At 53.8% G+C, this 19,305-nt stretch carries 16 protein-coding genes and 1 pseudogene; 11 read left to right on the forward strand and 6 right to left on the reverse strand.

The features are described from left to right. Position 1 precedes the first annotated feature (1 nt). Positions 2-277, reverse strand: coding sequence for a mercury resistance system periplasmic binding protein MerP (gene merP / locus AC07ZE_RS30425; protein ID WP_057978976.1), 276 nt, complete (start codon positions 275-277; stop codon positions 2-4). A 13-nt stretch (positions 278-290) separates the two neighbouring features. Continuing rightward, positions 291-641 carry a mercuric ion transporter MerT gene (gene merT / locus AC07ZE_RS30430; protein WP_137807360.1) on the reverse strand — a complete coding sequence of 117 codons (351 nt, stop codon included), beginning with the start codon at positions 639-641 and terminating at the stop codon, positions 291-293. Between the two features lie 71 nt (positions 642-712). On the opposite strand from merT, the gene AC07ZE_RS30435 reads away from it, so the two are divergent. Further along, positions 713-1,189, forward strand: coding sequence for a MerR family DNA-binding protein (locus tag AC07ZE_RS30435; protein WP_137807359.1), 477 nt, complete (start codon positions 713-715; stop codon positions 1,187-1,189). Continuing rightward, positions 1,182-1,511: pseudogene (locus tag AC07ZE_RS30440) on the forward strand (MerR family DNA-binding protein); the annotation flags it as partial. The gene AC07ZE_RS30435 and the pseudogene AC07ZE_RS30440, both read left to right, overlap by 8 nt. A 186-nt stretch (positions 1,512-1,697) precedes the next feature. Here AC07ZE_RS30440 and AC07ZE_RS30445 read toward each other — a convergent pair. Genes AC07ZE_RS30445 through AC07ZE_RS30455 form a run of 3 tightly spaced genes read right to left on the reverse strand, consistent with a single transcriptional unit; the run spans position 1,698 to position 7,560 of the window. Continuing rightward, positions 1,698-4,826 (reverse strand): efflux RND transporter permease subunit, encoded by a 3,129-nt coding sequence (locus AC07ZE_RS30445; protein ID WP_137807358.1) that lies wholly within the window; start codon positions 4,824-4,826, stop codon positions 1,698-1,700. Beyond that, a complete protein-coding gene (locus AC07ZE_RS30450; protein ID WP_137807357.1) occupies positions 4,823-6,307 on the reverse strand; it encodes an efflux RND transporter periplasmic adaptor subunit in 1,485 nt (494 codons plus the stop codon). Before AC07ZE_RS30450 ends, AC07ZE_RS30445 begins: the two co-directional genes overlap by 4 nt. After that, entirely contained in the window at positions 6,304-7,560 is a 1,257-nt protein-coding gene (locus tag AC07ZE_RS30455; RefSeq protein ID WP_137807356.1) for a TolC family protein, read from the reverse strand. The genes AC07ZE_RS30450 and AC07ZE_RS30455 overlap by 4 nt, the downstream gene beginning before the upstream one ends. A gap of 946 nt (positions 7,561-8,506) precedes the next feature. On the opposite strand from AC07ZE_RS30455, the gene AC07ZE_RS30460 reads away from it, so the two are divergent. From AC07ZE_RS30460 to AC07ZE_RS30500, 9 genes are all read left to right on the forward strand, one after another. Then, the gene (locus tag AC07ZE_RS30460) at positions 8,507-9,091 is read left to right on the forward strand and encodes a TetR/AcrR family transcriptional regulator (protein WP_238347437.1); all 585 of its coding nucleotides are present in this window, start codon (positions 8,507-8,509) and stop codon (positions 9,089-9,091) included. Positions 9,092-9,163: 72 nt separating this feature from the next. Further along, positions 9,164-9,844, forward strand: coding sequence for a haloacid dehalogenase type II (locus AC07ZE_RS30465; protein WP_137807354.1), 681 nt, complete (start codon positions 9,164-9,166; stop codon positions 9,842-9,844). 53 nt (positions 9,845-9,897) lie between these two features. After that, positions 9,898-10,869, forward strand: coding sequence for an arsenosugar biosynthesis radical SAM (seleno)protein ArsS (gene arsS, locus AC07ZE_RS30470; protein ID WP_137807353.1), 972 nt, complete (start codon positions 9,898-9,900; stop codon positions 10,867-10,869). 11 nt (positions 10,870-10,880) lie between these two features. Then, positions 10,881-12,266 (forward strand): sodium:solute symporter family transporter, encoded by a 1,386-nt coding sequence (locus AC07ZE_RS30475; RefSeq protein WP_137807352.1) that lies wholly within the window; start codon positions 10,881-10,883, stop codon positions 12,264-12,266. A 9-nt stretch (positions 12,267-12,275) separates the two neighbouring features. Continuing rightward, positions 12,276-12,794, forward strand: coding sequence for a redoxin domain-containing protein (locus AC07ZE_RS30480; RefSeq protein ID WP_137807351.1), 519 nt, complete (start codon positions 12,276-12,278; stop codon positions 12,792-12,794). Between the two features lie 2 nt (positions 12,795-12,796). Next, on the forward strand, positions 12,797-13,768 hold the full coding sequence (locus AC07ZE_RS30485; RefSeq protein ID WP_137807350.1) for a hypothetical protein: 972 nt from the start codon (positions 12,797-12,799) through the stop codon (positions 13,766-13,768). Beyond that, the gene (locus tag AC07ZE_RS30490; protein WP_137807349.1) at positions 13,765-15,954 is read left to right on the forward strand and encodes a dihydrolipoyl dehydrogenase family protein; all 2,190 of its coding nucleotides are present in this window, start codon (positions 13,765-13,767) and stop codon (positions 15,952-15,954) included. The genes AC07ZE_RS30485 and AC07ZE_RS30490 overlap by 4 nt, the downstream gene beginning before the upstream one ends. After that, complete coding sequence (locus AC07ZE_RS30495) at positions 15,951-17,033, forward strand: FAD-dependent oxidoreductase (RefSeq protein ID WP_137807348.1); 1,083 nt, start codon at positions 15,951-15,953, stop codon at positions 17,031-17,033. The genes AC07ZE_RS30490 and AC07ZE_RS30495 overlap by 4 nt, the downstream gene beginning before the upstream one ends. Before the next feature lie 74 nt (positions 17,034-17,107). Next, complete coding sequence (locus tag AC07ZE_RS30500; protein ID WP_137807347.1) at positions 17,108-17,533, forward strand: DoxX family protein; 426 nt, start codon at positions 17,108-17,110, stop codon at positions 17,531-17,533. 445 nt (positions 17,534-17,978) lie between these two features. Here AC07ZE_RS30500 and AC07ZE_RS30505 read toward each other — a convergent pair whose 3' ends face one another. Next, on the reverse strand, positions 17,979-18,749 hold the full coding sequence (locus tag AC07ZE_RS30505; protein WP_137807372.1) for a YkgJ family cysteine cluster protein: 771 nt from the start codon (positions 18,747-18,749) through the stop codon (positions 17,979-17,981). Positions 18,750-19,305: the final 556 nt, after the last annotated feature.

Genomic DNA, 19,305 nt, shown 5'->3' on the forward strand with positions numbered 1-19,305 from the left:
ATCAGTTCTTGAGTGTGGATGGATAGCCGGCGTTTTCGGTTGCCTTCATCAGTGCCTGGACACTGGTCTTGGCGTCGTCAAAGGTCACCGTAGCTTCACGCTTGTCAAAAATCACGTCGGTCTTGCTGACGCCATCTACTTTCGAGATGGCTTTTTTGACCGTGATCGGACAGGCAGCGCAAGTCATGCCAGGCACGGATAGCGTGACGGTTTGGGTGGCGGCCAACACCGGAGCGACAACGGCGACGAGAGCGAGGGCGGCAAACAGTTTTTTCATGGTGAACTCCTGATTAGTAAAAAAATGGCACAACATAGGGAAAACCGAGCGCGACCAAGACCAACGCGACAACGATCCAGAAAATGAGCTTATAGGTGGTCCGCACCTGCGGAATTGCGCACACCTCGCCCGGCTTGCATGCCTGTACTGGCCGGAAAATGCGCCGCCAGGCGAAGAACAACGCCACGAGCGCAGCACCGATGAAGAGCGGACGGTACGGTTCGAGCACCGTCAGGTTGCCGATCCAGGCCCCGCTGAATCCCAGTGCGATCAGAACCAACGGCCCAAGACAGCAAGTCGAGGCGAGAATCGCCGCCAGCCCCCCGGCGACAAGAGGGGCGCGCCCGTTTGATGGTTCAGACATGCATTTCTCCTTTCGAGCATTTGATCGATGGGTTAAGGTTAATCCCGTAGTCAGGTACGGAATCAAGCAGCATCAAACACAATTTGGAGAACCTGACCATCGGCAATTTCGCCAAGGCAGCCGGGGTCAATGTGGAGACCATCCAGCTCTATCAGCGCAAGGAACTGCTGCCGGAACCAGACAAGCCCTATGGCGAGGCGGATGTAACGCGGGTGCGCTTCGTGAAATCGGCCCAGCGGCGGGGTTTCATTCTGGATGAAATCGCCGAGCTACTGCGGCTAGATGACGGAACACATTGCGAGGAAGCTGGTAGCTTGGCGGAACACATGCTTAAGGACGTGCGCGAGAAAATGGCCGACTTGACGCGCATGGAGGCCGTGCTGTCTGAACTGGTGTGCGCCTGCCATGCGCGAAAGGGGAACGTGTCCTGCCCGCTCATTGCGTCACTACAAGACGGAACGAAGCTCACGGTGTCGGCGCGGGGGGAGTCACGGGTTGACTACGCCTTAGCGTGCTTTATTTTCCGAATTCTGAGACAACCCCAATAAGCCTTACGCCAGCATTCGCCGTTATGGAGGCGCGGATGTAGCGCGGTTACGATTCGTAAAGTCAGCGCAGCGTATAGGCTTCAGCCTGGACGAGATTGCTGGATTACTGCGACTGGAGGACGGTACTCACTGCGAGGAAGCCAGCCACCTGACAGAGCACAGGCTTAAAGACGTGCGAGAGAAGATGGCAGACTTGAAACGTATGGAGGCTGCCCTATCTGAGCTTGTGCGTGCTTGCCACTCGAGGGAGGGGAACATTTCCTGCCCGCTTGTTGCCTCGTTACAGGGTGGAGCGCTTCTCGCCGCGCCGACTATGCCATAGCGAATGGCTTTTTCGAGTACTGAGTGCATGCCCAGATTGGCGGACAGCTGCATAGACTTCATGCCTACGTCGCGTTTGTTGGTTCTGGCAGGTACCGACACGGCTCAATTGGACTGGGTGAAAGGATCCGCTAGATCAGGTTCTAGCTAATCCTTTCACTTCAACCATCTCGGATTTACAGTCAGTTCAACGTTTCAGGTGGCGACGACGTAAAAGATGAAAGGCCGCCGGAATAACGAACAGGGACAATAGTGGCGCGGTGATCATGCCGCCGACCATGGGGGCGGCAATTCTGCTCATCACTTCGCTGCCGGTACCGCTACCCAGGAGGATGGGTAGCAAGCCGGCAATGATCACGGCCACTGTCATGGCCTTGGGTCGAACCCGCTGCACCGCGCCTTCGCGAACCGCATCGATTAGCCCACGCTCAGTGTTGTCACCAAGCTCTTCACGTTCGGCCCAGGCGTTCTTCAGATAGATCAGCATGATCACGCCAAATTCGGCAGACACACCGGCCAAGGCGATAAAGCCGACACCGGTGGCCACTGACAAATTGTATCCCAGCAGATAGAGGAACCATGCCCCGCCAGTCAGTGCGAACGGTAAGGTAGCCATGATCAGCAAGGCCTCGTCGAAGCGGGCGAGCGTCAGGTAAAGCAGTACGAAAATGATCAGTAGCGTCGCTGGCACCACCAGCTTGAGCCTTGCATTGGCCCGTTCGAGAAACTCGAACTGACCCGAGTAGCTCAGGCTCATGCCTGGCTGCAACTTGACTTGTTCACTGACGACCCGGCGCAGGTCGGCGACCACTGAGGCAATATCCCGACCACGCACGTCGATGTACACCCAGCCAGAAGGTCGAGCGTTTTCGCTCTTGAGCATCGGCGGGCCGTCGCTGACCTTGATCTTCGCCACCGTGCCGAGGGTGATCTGGCTCCCCAAGGGGGTGTAGATCGGCAGCTGCTCCAGGGCGCCGAGCGAGTCACGCCACTCGCGGGGGTAACGCACATTGATCGGGAAGCGGGCGAGCCCTTCAATGGTCTCCCCGATGTTTTCGCCGCCAATAGCCCCTGCCACGATCGACTGCACATCGGCAATATTCAGTCCGTAGCGGGCGGCCGCCTTGCGGTCGATATCCACGTCGATATAGCGGCCACCGGTCAGTCGCTCGGCCAGGGCCGAACTGACCCCGGGTACGTCCTTAGCCGCGCGTTCGACAGCCTGAGTAGCCGCATCGATCTCCGTCAGGTTGGTGCCGGCAATTTTCACCCCAATCGGGCTCTTGATCCCGGTGGCGAGCATGTCGATACGGTTGCGGATTGGCGGTATCCAGATGTTGGTTAATCCAGGGACACGTACCACCCGATCCAACTCTTCCACAAGCTTTTCCTGGGTCATTCCTGGGCGCCACTGCTCGCGCGGCTTGAATTGAATGGTGGTCTCGAACATCTCCAGCGGTGCCGGATCGGTGGCAGTTTCGGCGCGGCCAGCTTTACCAAAGACGTGCTCGACTTCGGGCACCGTCTTGATCAGGCGGTCGGTCTGCTGCAGCAGCTGCGCCGCTTTCTGCGCTGACAACCCCGGTAGGGCCGAAGGCATATAGAGCAGATCGCCCTCGTCCAGCGCAGGGAGGAACTCGCCACCCAAGCGAGAGATCGGCCATAGCGCGCTGAGAAAGACCAGTAGCGCCACCAGCATGGTGATTTTGGGCCGACGCAGCACCGCGTCCAGGGCCGGTTGATAGATCCTGATCAGCCAACGGTTCAACGGGTTTTGTTGTTCATTGGGAATACGCCCGCGAATCCAGTACCCCATCAGTACCGGCACCAGGGTCACCGACAGTCCGGCCGCCGCAGCCATGGCGTAGGTCTTGGTGAAGGCGAGGGGACCAAACAGGCGGCCCTCTTGAGCCTCCAGGGTGAACACCGGAATGAACGACAGGGTGATGATCAACAGACAGAAAAACAGCGCCGGCCCCACCTCAGTCGCCGCTTCGGTCATCACCTGCCAATGATGTTCGCCCTTCAGCTCTTCCCCCGGATGGGCCGCGTGCCAGGCCTCGACCTTCTTGTGGGCGTTTTCGATCATTACCACGGCGGCGTCGACCATGGCGCCGATGGCGATAGCAATCCCTCCCAGCGACATGATGTTGGCGTTGATCCCTTGATGACGCATGACGATGAAGGCAATCAGCACCCCAACCGGCAGCGAGATAATGGCCACCAGGGATGAGCGCAGGTGCCAGAGGAATATCCCGCAGACCAACGCGACGACGATGAACTCCTCGAGCAGTTTGTGGCTGAGATTTTCCACGGCGCGATCGATCAGCTTGCTGCGGTCGTAGGTGGTGACGATTTCCACCCCCGCCGGCAGACTGCTTTTCAAGTCGTCGAGTTTGGCCTTGACCGCCGCAATGGTCTCGCGAGCGTTCTTGCCGCTGCGCAGAATCACCACGCCACCGACGGTCTCGCCTTCGCCGTCGAGTTCGGTGATGCCGCGACGCATTTCCGGCCCCAACTGGATCGTTGCCACATCGCCAAGGGTCACCGGCACGCCACCGGCACCGAGCTTGAGTGGAATCGCGCGAAAGTCATTGAGGGTCTTCAGGTAGCCTGAGGCGCGGACCATGAATTCAGTCTCCGCCATCTCCAGCACGGCGCCACCGGTTTCCTGATTGGCCTTGCCAATCGCCTCGGTCACCTCCGACTGCGTGATGCCCAGGCTGGCCAACTTCAGCGGATCGAGCTGCACCTGATACTGCTTGACCATGCCACCAACGGTGGCTACTTCCGCCACGTTCGGTAGGGTTTTGAGCTCGAACTTGAGAAACCAGTCCTGAAGTGCGCGCAGTTGTGCCAGATCATGTCCACCGGTGCGATCCACCAAGGCGTATTGATAGATCCAGCCTACTCCAGTGGCATCCGGTCCCAAGGCCGGTTTGGCCGTAGCTGGCAGGCGGCTTTGTACCTGACTCAGATACTCCAGCACTCGTGAGCGGGCCCAATACAAATCGGTACCGTCTTCGAACAGCACGTAAACGAAGCTGTCGCCGAAGAAGGAGTAACCGCGTACGGTTTTGGCCCCCGGTACCGAGAGCATGGTGGTCGCCAGGGGATAGGTCACCTGGTTCTCGACAATTTGCGGCGCTTGCCCCGCGTAGGGGGTGCGGATGATCACCTGAACATCGGAGAGGTCCGGCAGTGCATCGATGGGAGTGGTCTGAACCGACCAGACGCCCCAGACCGTGACGAACAGCGTGGCCAGTAGTACCAGGAAGCGGTTGGCCACTGACCAGCGGATAAGGGCGGCGATCATGGCTGGCCCCCTAGTTTTTCCAGACGCTCGACTCGCAAACCATCGTCGGTTTGACTGACTGATACACGAACCTTGTCGCCCGCCTTGAGTCCTTGCATGAGTGCAGGGTCCGCCAATGGGAAGGTCATGGTCATGCCAGGCATGCCCAGCGTCTTGAACGGCCCATGAGCGAGGGTCACGTCTTTGCTATTGATCTGTACGACTTGCCCATCCGCCTCATGAAAGGCTGAGGCTGTTGCGGGAGGTGGTGGCATTTCCAGCGTTCGCGCGACGATGCCCTTGAGGCTGGCCTCGGAGTCGAGCAGGAACTGTCCAGAGGAGACCACTTGCTGGCCTTCCTCCAGACCGTTCAATACCACCGTTTTTCCTTCGTTTTCCTGCCCGAGTTGCACCTCTACGGGTCGGTAGCGACCAGCGTCTTCGGCGAGCATCACCAGGACGCGTCGGCCGGTGCGAATGACGGCCTCGCTCGGCACCCACAACACGCTTTGCTCGGTTGAACGATTCAAGCGCACCTGCGCCGTCATACCCGGTCTGAGTTGCCCATCAGGGTTGGCGAGTTCGACCCGCACACGAACGGTGCGGCTGTCCGGATTGGTTTCGGGAAGAATCGTGCTGACCACGCCTCCGAGCACAGTCCCAGGGAAGGCTGGCAGGCGTGCTTCGACCGTTTGACCGAGGACGATCGATCCCGTCTCCGACTCTGGAACGGCCACGGCTAGCCAGACGCTACTCAAGCCATTGACTCGAGCCAGAGTCTCGCCTCCCGCCACGGTCATACCCGTACGTACATCCAACTCTTGCAGCACACCGCTAATGGGGCTGGTGAGGGTCAGGTTAGGCTGAATCTTGCCGCTGCGTTCTACCTGGGTAATCAGCGCCGCCGGCATCCCGGTGAGGTGCAACCGTTGGCGTGCTGCCACCAACAAGTCAGCATCACCATGACGTTTAAGTGCAAGGAATTCTTCCTGGGCTGCAGCCCATTCCGGTACCAGGATATCCGCCAATGGCGCATTGGCTTTCAGCATATCGCCGGGAGCATGGGCATAGACCCGCTCCACAAAACCCGCAGTACGCGCCTGAATCACGGCGACATCCCGTTCGTTGAACGCCAGCACGCCGACCACGTCCAGGCTGGAAGCGAGGACTCCACGGGTGACTGTCGCCAGGCGCAGGCCGAGATTCTGAGTCAGACTTGGATCAATGCTGATGGCTGCGCCATTCGTTGCAGCGTCAGCGTATTGCGGCACGAGTTGCATGTCCATGAAGGGCGATTTGCCCGGCTTATCGAATTTCTGCTGCGGCTTCATCGGGTCGTACCAATACAGCACCTTGCGTTGGTCTTGTGTCTTGGGACTCTGCTCGGCGAGCGCATCAGGCATTGCGCTCATACGCTGCTGAGCGAACCAGTAGCCGCCTGCAACCCCTAGGGCGACCGACAAGCCAGTCAACACAGCCGCTTTCCATATTCGAGTGCTCATAGGCTGGTTTCCCCGTAATTGAAATACAAGCGCGCATTGGTCAGGGCTCGCTGCTCTTCGATGTCGACTTGTTTGAGTCGGACCTCGATGAGTTCACGTCGAGCTGCGACGACAGCCGTCAGGTTGCCTTTCCCTGCGCGGTAACTGGCCATGGTCAGTCCGACCTTTTCTTTGGCCAGGGGTACCAGGCTTTCCTGACTGCGGCGCACGGCGCGATTCAGGCGTTCGTATTCGGCCAAGTCCTCCTCCAGTTGCTGGGTTTTCTCACGCACAGTGACTTCACGCTCAGCCTCCAATTGGTTCAGTTCAGCGTGTTTGGCAGCGATCTTGGGATTTTGACGGGAGTCGGGAAACAGTGGCAGATCGAAACTGAACTGCACGCTGACCATGTCACCGAACTGACGGCCACGGTGTTGGTAATCGAGTTCCCAACTCCAGTCGGATTGCTTTTCCGCCTCGGCTTCACGCACCTTGGCTTGCGCCTCGCGAGTCATCGGCACAAAGGCCGCCAGCGCGGGGTGATGTTGCAGTTTGCGGGTGTAACCAGAGGTCTCGACGGGCCATTGCGGCAAGCCACCAGTTGGTTCGTCGTTGGCCGCCGGCCCAATCCAGCGCTTAAGCCCAGCCCGGGCTTGAGCACGCAGGCGGATTAGGTCGTCCTGTTGATCCGCTAATTGAGCCGCCTCCTGCTTGGGTGTCACTGCATCGGCAGGTTGGGCACGACCACCGGCGATCTGTGCCCGAATGGTTTCGGTCAACAAACGATTTTCTTTGTAAAAGTCCTGGAACAGGACCTCTTTACGTTCGATGGAATAGCTGCTGATCCAGGCCAGTGCCGTGGCCTGACGGACGTTCAAGCGCTCGACACGACCTTCGGCCGCTGCTCGATCGACGGCGGCATCAGCGACCTCGATACGTGCTTTGCGTTTGTCACGATTGGGTACTTCTTGCCTAACTCCAACCGATTGCTGGGTCATGAAGTCCTGGTCAATAGTCCAACGATTCGGACCGCCAATGGGGTAGTTCTGTACGCCCAGCAGCAGTTTGGGATCGGGTAGTTCGCCGGCTGGAATGGCTGCATTACTGGCGGCTTGCAGTTTGGCGGCTTGGGCGGTCAGCGATGGAGCATTGCTTTCGGCCAGTCGCAAGGCTTCATCGAGTGTTAGAGGGGCGGCGAGACTCGGCAGTGCGAGTACGCTTGCCGCCAGGGCAGCCACGACGGGCCACCCTGTGCAATAGCGTTTGGGATTCATACTCACGATTCCTGTGATGTTTCACTGCGCGCTTCATTAGATATGCGCGCAGATATGCCATCCCACTAGCGTGGAATGGAACTCGGTGTGGTACAGGAATCAGGTACGAGGAGGTCGCCAAACTGCAAGCGGGGTTCTGGCGGGTAAGAAATCGTTGAATAATTGAGCGTCAATACGGGTTGGTACTGTGGGCGGTGTTCTTATGATCAGTACTTGCAGCATGCAGCCGGTCTTGCATTCCTGGCCGGGTTTGCAGGGGTTTCCATGGTCAGAGCGGTTACCCTCGTCTTGACAACAATTGTGGGCTTTGTCGCCGATGCTTGGCGCACCTGCTGCCTTCATCGGGCAAAGCTCTGTGGCCGCAGCAAGCCCCGCAATCCCGTTGAAGGGAAGGGCAATGCAAAGCAGAAGGCAGATACCGAGCCGAGCAAGTGTTTTCATATCAATGCCAAGGTTATTGGGAGGCGAACATAGGCATAGCACCACGTCGTCAAGTCATCCACAGTAGCAGCACTGGGACCTTACGCTACGAATAGCAATATTTCGAGGTCCAAATGAGGCATCCACTTTCAGCAGCAAAACCATGAGCCATTTTGACTTGACCTAGCAAGAAAGTGATCAAGTGCTCCGGTAGTGCCTCACCTGGGTTGAGCGTTGATTGTTCACATAGATGACTTTCAGTGCGTGTTGTTACATCTCAACAAATTCAGCAAGTGATTTGCACGCCTACGACAGCGGAGCTCCGCTGGACGCTCAGCGTCAAAAGCATTGCTATGGTGCACGCTTGCGTCCTTACATCGGTGGAGAAATTGACTAGTGAAAGCCGCAGCAGGGTATAGCGCGGAACCTAAGTGCTCATACACCTTGGAAAAATTGACTTTATCCTTCCTGACTTGGTGTTTGGGGCTCACTTCCTATAGCGAACCGAATAGTCCATAATCCACCCATGAATCGTGGACGCCCAAGAATTTTTAACCCTGAATATGTGCTAGAAAGCGCAATGCAGCTTTTTTGGCGCAAAGGTTATGAAGCGACCAGCCTGCAAGATCTACTGCAAGCTACTGGGCTGTCGAAAAGTAGTCTCTACGATAGTTTTGGTAACAAGCAGAGTTTGTTTGAAGCTGCATTTACCCGTTACTTCGATATGCGAGCTGTCTTGATGCGTGAGGAGCTGGGCAGGGCTGCCAGCCCCTTGGCTTTCATTCGCAACTGTTTGAACTCGGTTCTTGAGGACGTAGCCCCTGGATACGGGCCGCGTGGATGCATGCTCGTGAACGTCGCAAACGAGTTTTCGACCAATGACCCATCTGTAGAAAAGCTAATATTTCTTGCAACTCGCCGTTTTCGCGAAGTCTTCGTTGAAGCTTTCGAACAAGCCAAAATAAGTGGCGAGGTATCCCAGTCTAAAGACCCCGCGTCACTTGCCCTTTTTATGCATTGTGCGATGAGTGGTTTGCGTACTCAGGTCAAATCCGGGATTGCTCGGAAAGAAATTCTTACAGTTATTGAAATAATCATGGCGAATTTCTGATATTTTTTTGCCTATAATTGGACTGATCGGTTCGTATATGACCGCATCAGCGTCACTACTGAGGATCTCCAGATGACTCCAACAATCGCTTTCGATGTCTACGGAACGTTGATCAACACAAAATCCGTAGAGAGAGCCTTGGGATTGCTGGCTGGCCAAAAATCTGTGGTTATCTCGGAGCTTTGGAGACAGAAGCAGTTGGAATACAGCTTTCGACGAGGACTGATGCGCGATTATCAGGACTTCTCTGTTTGTACGCATGACGCCCTTCTGTTCGCTTGTGAGAGCCATGGTGTGACGCTTAGCACCTCAGAGCAGGAGCAGGCGATGCATGCCTATACAGAGCTGGAGGCTTTCGATGACGTGAAAGGCGGGCTGGCTGACTTGCAAAGCTCAAAGCTCCGACTGTTTGCTTTCTCCAACGGCAGTCGAACTGCCATCGACGCCCTCTTGCGGTATGCAACGCTACGAGAGAGCTTTATTGATGTATTGAGCGTTGAGGACGTGCGGTCCTTCAAGCCGGACCCAATTGTATATGAACACCTCGTCAAACAATGTGAGGTGCCCGCAGGAGAGGTTTGGCTGGTCTCCAGCAATCCTTTCGACGTCATTGGGGCCGCTAACTACGGTTTGCGTACCGCTTGGCTACGTCGCGATCCAACGGTGATTTTTGATCCTTGGGGTGTGGTGCCTGATCTGGTTCTAGGAGGGTTTGACGATATCGCTAGCAAAATACAAGCGGCTAGTTTGTAACGCAGGCCTGTCTTGAGTCTCAAACTCAGAAGCTCCCAAGAGTAACCCTTGCTATGCACGCGACCTTACCTCTCCTGAACGCTCTAGATTTCCCGTCAATACGCCGAGGTCAGCTAGAAGCCCTGCAGGTCAATCTTACCTATTTGTGTAACCAACGCTGCTTGCATTGTCATGTCAACGCCGGGCCAACACGCACTGAAGCCATGACCGATGAAAGTCTCGTGTTGCTGCACCAGGTTATTGATGCACATCCGGTTCATACGCTCGACCTAACGGGTGGAGCGCCTGAAATGCATCCGCGCTTCAGGGAGATTGTCATCCATGCGCGGCGCGAAGGTTTACGTGTAATTGATCGCTGCAATCTGACGATTTTGAGTGAGCCGGGTTATGAGGATCTAGCCGACTTCCTAGCGCAACAGCGGGTTGAAGTCAGTGCATCCTTGCCATGCTACTCACGGGGAAACGTCGACAAACAACGCGGTGACGGCGTTTTCGATGCCAGCATTGAGGGGCTTAAAAAACTCAATGCCTTGGGGTACGGCATCGACGGCAGTGGTCTTACCTTGAACTTGGTTTACAACCCGCAAGGCCCAAATCTTCCCCCACCTCAGGCGCAGCTTGAAGCAGACTACAAAGTCCATCTGGCCGAGGACTTTGGTATTCACTTCAACCACCTACTCACCATTACCAACCAACCGATTGCCCGCTTTGGCAGCACCCTGGTGAGTAAAGGTCAATTCAACAGCTACATGCAATTGTTGCGTGACAGCTACCGCCCAGAGAATCTCGAAGCCGTAATGTGCCGCAGCCTGGTCAGTGTCGACTGGCAGGGTTATCTATATGACTGCGACTTCAATCAGATGCTCGAACTACCACTGTCAGACCTGATCGGTCGCGATCGACCTCATTTGCGTGATTTGCTCAATGCCCAAAGTTTAGAAGGTAATCCGATTGTTACTCGAGATCATTGCTACGCCTGTACCGCAGGTCAAGGTTCAAGTTGTACTGGCGCACTCAAGGACTAGGGATGATCTTAATGGAGACGAATAGCTTACTGGGTGTGTTCTTTTGGGGTTTTTTGGTGGTCTATGGCGTGATTATGATCGCCCTGTCACCACGCGCAGTAACCGTAGGAGGCTTTTTTCACGGAGAAGATGCAAAAGGTCGCAGTGCAGCGCCCTGGCTGCTGACCTCCAGCATTTTCATTAGCTGGATTTTTGCAAAATCAGTGACCAATGCTGCCAATCTGGGGGCCAGTTATGGTCTGGTGGGTGGTCTGGCGTATGCGACCTACTGGCTATCAATTCCTCTGGCCGGATTCGTCATCTTTCGATTACGCCGACGTTTTGGCGCTACCAGCCTTGTGAGCTTTTTGACTAGTCACTATGGGCGGGCGGCGGCTCTCGCGTTTACAGCCGCGATTTTGATACGCCTGTTCAATGAGGTGTGGAGTAATACGGCGGTAGTAGGGGGGTACTATGGAGAGTCCGGCAGTCTGTCGTTCATTGCTGCGGCCTTATTGTTCACCGCAGTGACCCTGGCCTACAGCCTGCGTGGCGGTCTACGCAGCTCAATCGTGACCGATGCAGCGCAAGCAGCAATTTTTTTAATAGCACTGATCTGGGTACTCGGGTTGGTGTTGCCACAACACAGTGCAATCGAACTGGCCAGTACCAGTCATTGGGCACTCGATTCGGGTGTGGATCTGCTGCTTGTCGCCGGATTACAGGTGTTCAGTTATCCGTTCCACGACCCAGTACTAACAGATCGCGGTTTTATCAGTGAAGAGAAAACCATGCGCCGCTCCTTTGTAATCGCCGGCGTGTTGGGTTTTTTCTCGATCCTCGCCTTCAGCTTGATTGGGGTTCACGCCAGCCTGGTTCATATCGCTGTATCGGACAACGTGCCGGCAGCACTGGCGAAATCTATGGGTGTAGTGGCCCTGCTGGTGATGACAGTGGTGATGGTCTCTGCGGCGGGATCTACCTTGGACTCGACCTTCTCCAGTTTGGCCAAGTTGGCTGGGCGTGAATTGCCAGCACTAGCCGGACATGACCTAGGGCGGAAGGCTATCGGCGCTGGAATGGCGGCGATGGTGGTTTTTGCCGTACTAGGCAACATACCGATGATGGCCGGTACCGATATTCTTAAGGCAACCACCATCAGTGGAACGATGGTGATAGGGCTTGCTCCCGTTTTCATCCTTCATGGTTTGGTGCGCCCAACTTGGTTGAGTTTTCACTTGAGCTTCTGGATTGGCATGGCATTGGGTGTATCACTCGTCCTTGGCTGGGTACCGGAAAGCTGGGCCATTGGTGAGGGTAAATATGCCTTGCTTCTTGGCGCCAATCTTTACGGCTTAATGCTGTGCACCCTGGGCTACCTGTTGCCTGGGTTAATTCCTCAACCTGAGAACTGTTAGGAGATTGCTATGTTGTTGCTGATGCCTCGTCAACCAGTGCCGTCTTTGAATGTATCACTTGTGCCGGAAGGGCAATGGACCCTCAATGCTGAACCCCCTGCGAATTTTACGTTATTGGTGTTCTACAGAGGGCTGCATTGCCCGCTTTGCCGTAAGTCTCTGCAAGAGCTCAACGGGCATGTGGGAAGTTTTGCCGAAAAGGGTGTTCAAGTCATTGCTCTCTCTAGTGACAGCCGGGAGCGCGCCGAGAAAACGCAAGAGATTTGGACGATCAATAACGTACGCCTAGGCTACGGCTTGAGCATTGAGGAGGCTAGACGCTGGGGTCTATACATTTCAAAAGCTACACCAGGTTCCGATGAGCCCGCGCTGTTCTCGGAGCCCGGGGTATATCTGATCCGCCCCAATGGCACCTTGTACATGGCCTCAATCAATACCATGCCTTTCGCTCGCCCTCATTTCGATGAAATTCTTGGAGCAGTCGATTACATCATTGCCAAAGATTATCCGGCGCGTGGCGAGGCCTGAAAATGACTTTGCGTCCTGGTCGCGATTGCCCGTTGGATTACCGGCTATCTTCGGCGGCATTCAGTGGTGAGACACAGCTGAGTTGCCAGAGCCTCTACGTAGTAGGAGGACTTTACGGCAATCTCCAGGCGTTGGATGCGCTTGAACAGTTGTTACTGCAGGAGCCGGGTGCGCAAGCTGTATTCAACGGTGACGCGCATTGGTTTGATCGCGATCAGCAACTTTTCCTCGAGATAGAAGAACGGCTCATTAAGCACTTACCCCTGCGCGGGAATGTTGAAACCGAGCTCGGACGTAGTGGGGATAATGGCGCTGGCTGTGGCTGCGCTTATCCTGACAGCGTTGCGGAACACACTGTTGACTGGTCCAACGCTATACATCGTACTTTGCGTACAACGCTCATGGGCTTGCCTGGGCTCCGCGAGCAAATGGCAAGCAGGCCGGCCTACGCGTTGGTGAACGTAAATGGTCATCGTATAGCCATTACTCATGGGGATGAGCAATCTCTGGCTGGTTGGCAGTGTTCGCGTGAGGCCTTACAAAACGCCTCTCGCCGTCGACAACTGGCTACCTGGATGACCGAACAACGGGTCTCGGTACTTGCGACTAGCCACACATGCACACCGGCTGCACTGAAGATGGCAGAGGGCGTTGTAATCAACAACGGCGCAGCCGGTATGCCCAATTTTGCCGGTACGCATTATGGCTTGGTCAGTCGAATCGCGAACTCTCAACATCCGTTGGCGATATATAGAACGCAGTTAAATGACCTATTTGTGGAAGCAATACCATTGGTCTATGACCAGACAAACTTTCTCCTCGACTTCAGCCGACAGTGGCCATCAGAAAGCCCCGCAGCTTATTCATATTGGAACCGTCTGATCGAAGGGCCCAGCGGCACGCCTCATTCGGCGCTGCTGCACGGATTTCATCTATGCCAATCCAACCCTCTACAGGATGCCTGTCTCCCATGAATGTTCGTAAGCTACTAGTACTGGCAGTGATCTTTGGCTTGATAGCCAGCTTTTTTGCCCTTGATCTTGGTGAATATCTCAATCTATCGACCCTTAAGGCCCAACAAGCTGCGTTGAACGCCCAGGTTGAGGCCAATCCTTTTTTAATTGGGGGGATATTCTTTCTACTGTATGTCGTCGTCACCGCACTCTCACTACCCGGCGCAGTTTTGATGACCTTGGTCGCAGGGGCATTGTTCGGTTTGCTTGGCGGCACCTTACTGGTGTCGTTCGCTTCGACTCTGGGGGCAACCTTGGCCATGCTTATCAGCCGGTTCCTGTTGCGCGATTGGGTGCAAGCAAAATTTAGTCGCCGCTTGGCGGGTATCGACAAGGGCATTGAGCGCGAAGGGGCTTCCTATCTATTCGCTTTACGCTTGGTACCAGTATTTCCGTTTTTTTTGATCAACTTGGCCATGGGCCTGACTAAATTATCAGCTTCTTCCTTTTGGTGGATCAGTCAGCTAGGCATGCTACCGGGCACATTAGTCTTCGTGAATGCGGGACGAGAATTGGGACAACTGGAGTCTCTAGCTGGGATTCTGTCACCGGGATTGCTTGGTGCTTTTGTGCTGCTAGGTCTATTGCCGATTCTATCGCGAAGGCTGCTTGGCTTTTTCAAGGCTCGCCAGGTCTATTCAGGGTGGGTCAAGCCCAAGTTTTTTGATCGAAATCTAGTGGTGATTGGTGCCGGTTCGGGCGGTTTGGTATCGGCTTATATAGCCGCGGCGGTAAAGGCCAAGGTAACCCTTATCGAGAAAAACAAAATGGGTGGAGACTGCTTAAACACAGGCTGTGTTCCCTCAAAAGCGTTGATTCGCTCGGCCAAGTTAGCCAATGAGCTAAAGAAGGCGGAGCAATTGGGTTTCAAAAACGTCAGTGGCGAGGTGGATTTCGCCGCAGTTATGCAGCGTGTTCAGCGAGTGGTATCAGAGGTGGAGCCCCATGACTCCATCGAGCGCTATACCGGGCTCGGTGTTGAGGTTGTGGAGGGTAAGGCGAAGATAACCTCACCATGGACAGTCGAAGTCAATGGCCAAACCTTGAACACGAGGTCCATTGTCATCGCTACAGGCGCACGGCCGCTTGTGCCTAGAATTCCAGGTATCGAATTGGTGGAGCCGCTTACCTCTGACAATATTTGGGATCTGCGCGAGCGTCCTAAGCGGCTGCTAGTTCTCGGTGGTGGGCCGATTGGTTGTGAGCTGGCGCAGGCATTCCAGCGCCTAGGGTGTGCTGTTACTCAGGTTGAAATGGTCGAACGCCTCCTTATTCGTGAAGATATCGAAGCCAGCGAAGCGGTGATGGCTAGCCTGCGCGGTGACGGTGTTGATTTACGTCTCCAACACAAAGCTGTGCGATTTGAGTTGGCCAATGGTCAGCGACAACTCGTATGTAGCAACTTGGTTGATGGTGAAGAGGTGCTGTTACCTTTCGACGAGGTACTGCTGGCCTTGGGGCGGGTCGCTAACGTAAAAGGCTTTGGCGCTGAGGAGCTGCAGCTCGAGGTACGCGCCAACGGCACATTGGAGACCGACGAATATTTGGCTACGCGCTTCCCAAACATCTTTGCCGTAGGAGATGTTACTGGCCCCTATCAGTTTACCCATACCTCGGCGCATCAGGCATGGTATGCCGCCGTAAATGGTCTATTTAGTGGTTTTAAAAGGTTTAAGGTGGATTACCGAGTGATTCCGTGGGCCACCTTTACTGATCCTGAGGTGGCGCGTGTAGGTCTCAACGAATTGGATGCTAAAGCTCAAGGCATTGCCTATGAGGTTACTCGCTATGGACTTGACGATCTCGATCGCGCCATCGCTGATGAGGCCGCACATGGTTACGTCAAGGTGCTAACAGAGCCAGGCAAAGATCGTATCCTCGGCGTGACCATAGTTGGTGAACATGCCGGTGACCTAATCACCGAATATGTAGCGGCGATGAAGCATGGTTACGGGCTTAACAAAATCCTCAGCACCATCCATATCTATCCCACACTAGCTGAAGCTAACAAGTATGCGGCGGGTGAATGGAAGAGGGCGCACGCCCCCCAACGAGCATTGCGCTGGTTGGGCAAGTTTCATCAATGGCGTCTAGGTCGAAGTCAACGTCCGGCTGAGACACTGGCCCCGAGCGACAAAATCTCGTGAGCAATAAATTCGATTTGTTGCTCGCGGGAGCGGGTCATGCGCACCTCGGTGTTCTGCGTTTGTGGGCAGGCGATAAACCTCCCGGTGGACGGATAGGTTTAATTTCTCCCGATCAACACGCTTGGTATTCCGGCATGCTTCCGGGCTTGTTAACCGGTCGCTACAAAACTGATCAGTGCCGTATTGACTTGCAACCTCTTTGTCAGGCAGCAGGTATTGAGTTTATAAGCTCTGCCGTTACATCACTCCAACCAGAAGCTAATTTACTTCACCTAGATACCGGTGAAACGCTACAAAGTGAATGGATTTCACTAAACTTAGGCTCATTACCTAGACCTCCGGAATCGGAGGATGCAGGCATGGAGTTGCTACCAGTTAAGCCATTTTCTAGCTTTATCTCACGCTGGGAGCAATGGCAAAAGAAACCTCAGAGACTTGCGATATTAGGAGGTGGTGCCGCCGGGGTAGAGCTGGCTCTAGCACTAGCTCGAACAGTGCCATCGCTAGCGCTTTTTAGCGCCGCGAATATTTTGGCGGGACATGCACCTGCTTTGCGTGGTGCTGCAATTAGGCATCTACATCAACTGGGTGTTGAGCTCCACGAGCGCTGCCCGGTCGACCGAATTCTAGGAGGGGCACTCATATCCAAAGGTGAAATTGTTTGGAGAGGTGTAAGACTGATCCTTACCACTGGCGCTAGCCCGTTAGGGTGGCTTTGCGAGTCTGGTCTTAGCTGTAATGAACAGGGATTCATCCAGGTGTCGCCCACACTGCAGAGTGTTTCTCACCCACAAATTTTTGCAGCAGGTGATTGCGCCAACCTTGTTGACACCCCACGAAATGGTGTCTATGCAGTCCGACAAGGACCTGTTTTGGCTGCCAACCTGGCGTCTGCGCTTAAAGGGGAGCTATTTACCAACTACGTTCCGCAACGAATTGCGCTAGCCTTGCTATCCGACGGTGAGGGAGGAGCGATGATGAGTTGGGCGGGATTTATTGCAGAAGGATCTTTTATAGGAAAGTGGAAAGACTATTTGGATCGAAGGTTCATGACTCGTCATAGAGCCAGCAAACAATGACGCATGTATTCAGGCGCCTATTACTATGACCTAGACCAAATTCCGGTATAGGTGTGAAACGGAAAAATAACGTTATGAAAAATTGGACCCTGCTGTTTTTAAGAATCTCACTTGGTTGGTTACTCGTTATCTGGGGGGCAGATAAGATTTTCAACCTGGAGCATAGCAAGGCAGTCGCGAGCAAGTTTTATTTTGGGGTCCTGACGTTAGATTCAGCCCTTCAGGTGGCTGGGGCGCTACAAATACTGGTCGGGCTGTTGGTGGTTTGGGGTTTGGCACGGCGCTGGACCTACCCCGTACAACTTTTGTTAAACGCGGCCTCGCTCTTTGCCGTTATGAAGTCTGTTGTTGATCCGTGGGGTTGGATGTATGAGGGCAGCAATGTACTTTTCTATCCTTCTTTGATTATATTTGCTGGCAGCCTCGTGCTTATAGCATTTCGGGATCAGGATCGATTGGCACTGGATACCTTTCGACGTGGAGATTCATCGAGACATTGAAGTTGCTCTCTACAGAGAGGTCGTCGTCATCTAAACAGTATCTTAGGGGTTGTGTTGAGAGAAGCTCTAAATAAGTTGGCGCTGATACAGGTCAAACTGTAAAGATTATTTGCATTGTCAATTTTAAGGTTTTCACTCTGGACTGGGTGAAAAATAGGGGTCGCTCCTCGTTCTCCGACTTTAGGCCGTATTTATACGGCCTTTTTTTTAAATTGAAAATGATGTGTCAAACCAAAAAACCTCATAAATACACCGGGTTGCATCAAGTGGTGCACAGTTTGTAAATGCAATTTAAGAAATGTATGCCATCCCTGGCGCATTTTTTGAAATCGCACTTTAAAGACAACTATCTAACCGTTGCTCTACTCATTGACGCGCCGCAAATAACACAATAAGTTCGTCGAATTAAACACGCTGCGCGCTTGTAGCAGAGCGCTATTTCACATCACTTTCCAAGTGCTGAGCTTACCTGTTGCAATGGGATAAAGGTATAGATACCTGTGCCGGAATTCGATATTTTGGCGCCATGAAGTTTCATTGCGTCTGTAATAGAGTCGCGTGAAAGTTGAAAGCACCAGTTGGACTCGGAGGGAGGAATAATCGACTGTCCCAGAACCTGCTCTATCGCTGCGGCGAAAGATGGCATATCTGGTAAGTAGGTAGCGAAACCATCGCCTTTCAACGCAGTCGTGCAGATACCCAATTGAGTACAAATCGCTTCCTTGGTAATGATTTCGTCCCGGTCCGCCTGTCGGGATTGCTCGATCAGAGTCGCTAACTCAGAATCGACCAGCTTGCCACCAATAATCAAATCTGGCCCTGCCTCCCATGAATGCGGAGGGCAGTCTTTTGTAACTGGTCGCAATGGGATGTGAGGATTAATTTCCATTGGATAAATTCGGCACACCAACGGGCGACGCTCATAAATGTTACACATATTATCTGAATTCAAATTTCGACATGGGCCGGCATTGTACGCAGCGAATGTAATCGCAATATAAGCTCTGGCTTCACCACTTGAGACCAGAAGGGAGCGACTGCGTGCGTGGTTCAATTGATGTTCTGGTATGCCATAACCATTTTCAAGAAACGCTTCTACCAATATGATTACTGCCCCTCCATCTGTCGCCCATCGTTTAGATTCGTTAAGCGTCAATGGAACATGGTGATCATTGCAGCATTTACCACATCCAACACATGAATATTGTATGTCCATCAGCAGGTTGTCCACTCGGTTGTTATTGTTTGATATTGTCGTGACTGGATTGGGAACAGTATCTTGGTACATCCAAATCTGCTCGAAAAATAGTGTTCCTTGGCGATAATGAACCGCTTCTCATATCGCAGCATTTAACCGGCTTTTAACATGCTAAGAAGCTGAGCTCCACCAACAAGATAGATTATAGCTGCAGTGACTCAAGAGTTACATCAGGAGATTGAATAGAGTGCTAAATTCTTAATAAAAAGCGATTGATTAATGGCGTGAGGTCAAATTTTTCGGTCGCTAGTTTAAGTACAATATCGCGGTAAAGAAATGCATCGAGCAGTGTTAATATATGATGCTTATCATCGATTGTTAAATGCGCGTCTTGCACGAAACTACTGGTGATAGCAAAATGTTTGGACAACCCACTTTAACAGAAATATTTAAACGGTAATAAATTAATAGCAGGGTTCTAGTTGGGAGCGGTCACCTTAAGGTGCTTTGTAGACAGGGCGTAGCAATATCTCCATGAGGGAGTCATTGGCACTTTAAATAAAATGAGTCTGTC

It is taken from the genome of Pseudomonas sp. GW101-3H06 (assembly GCF_059424605.1).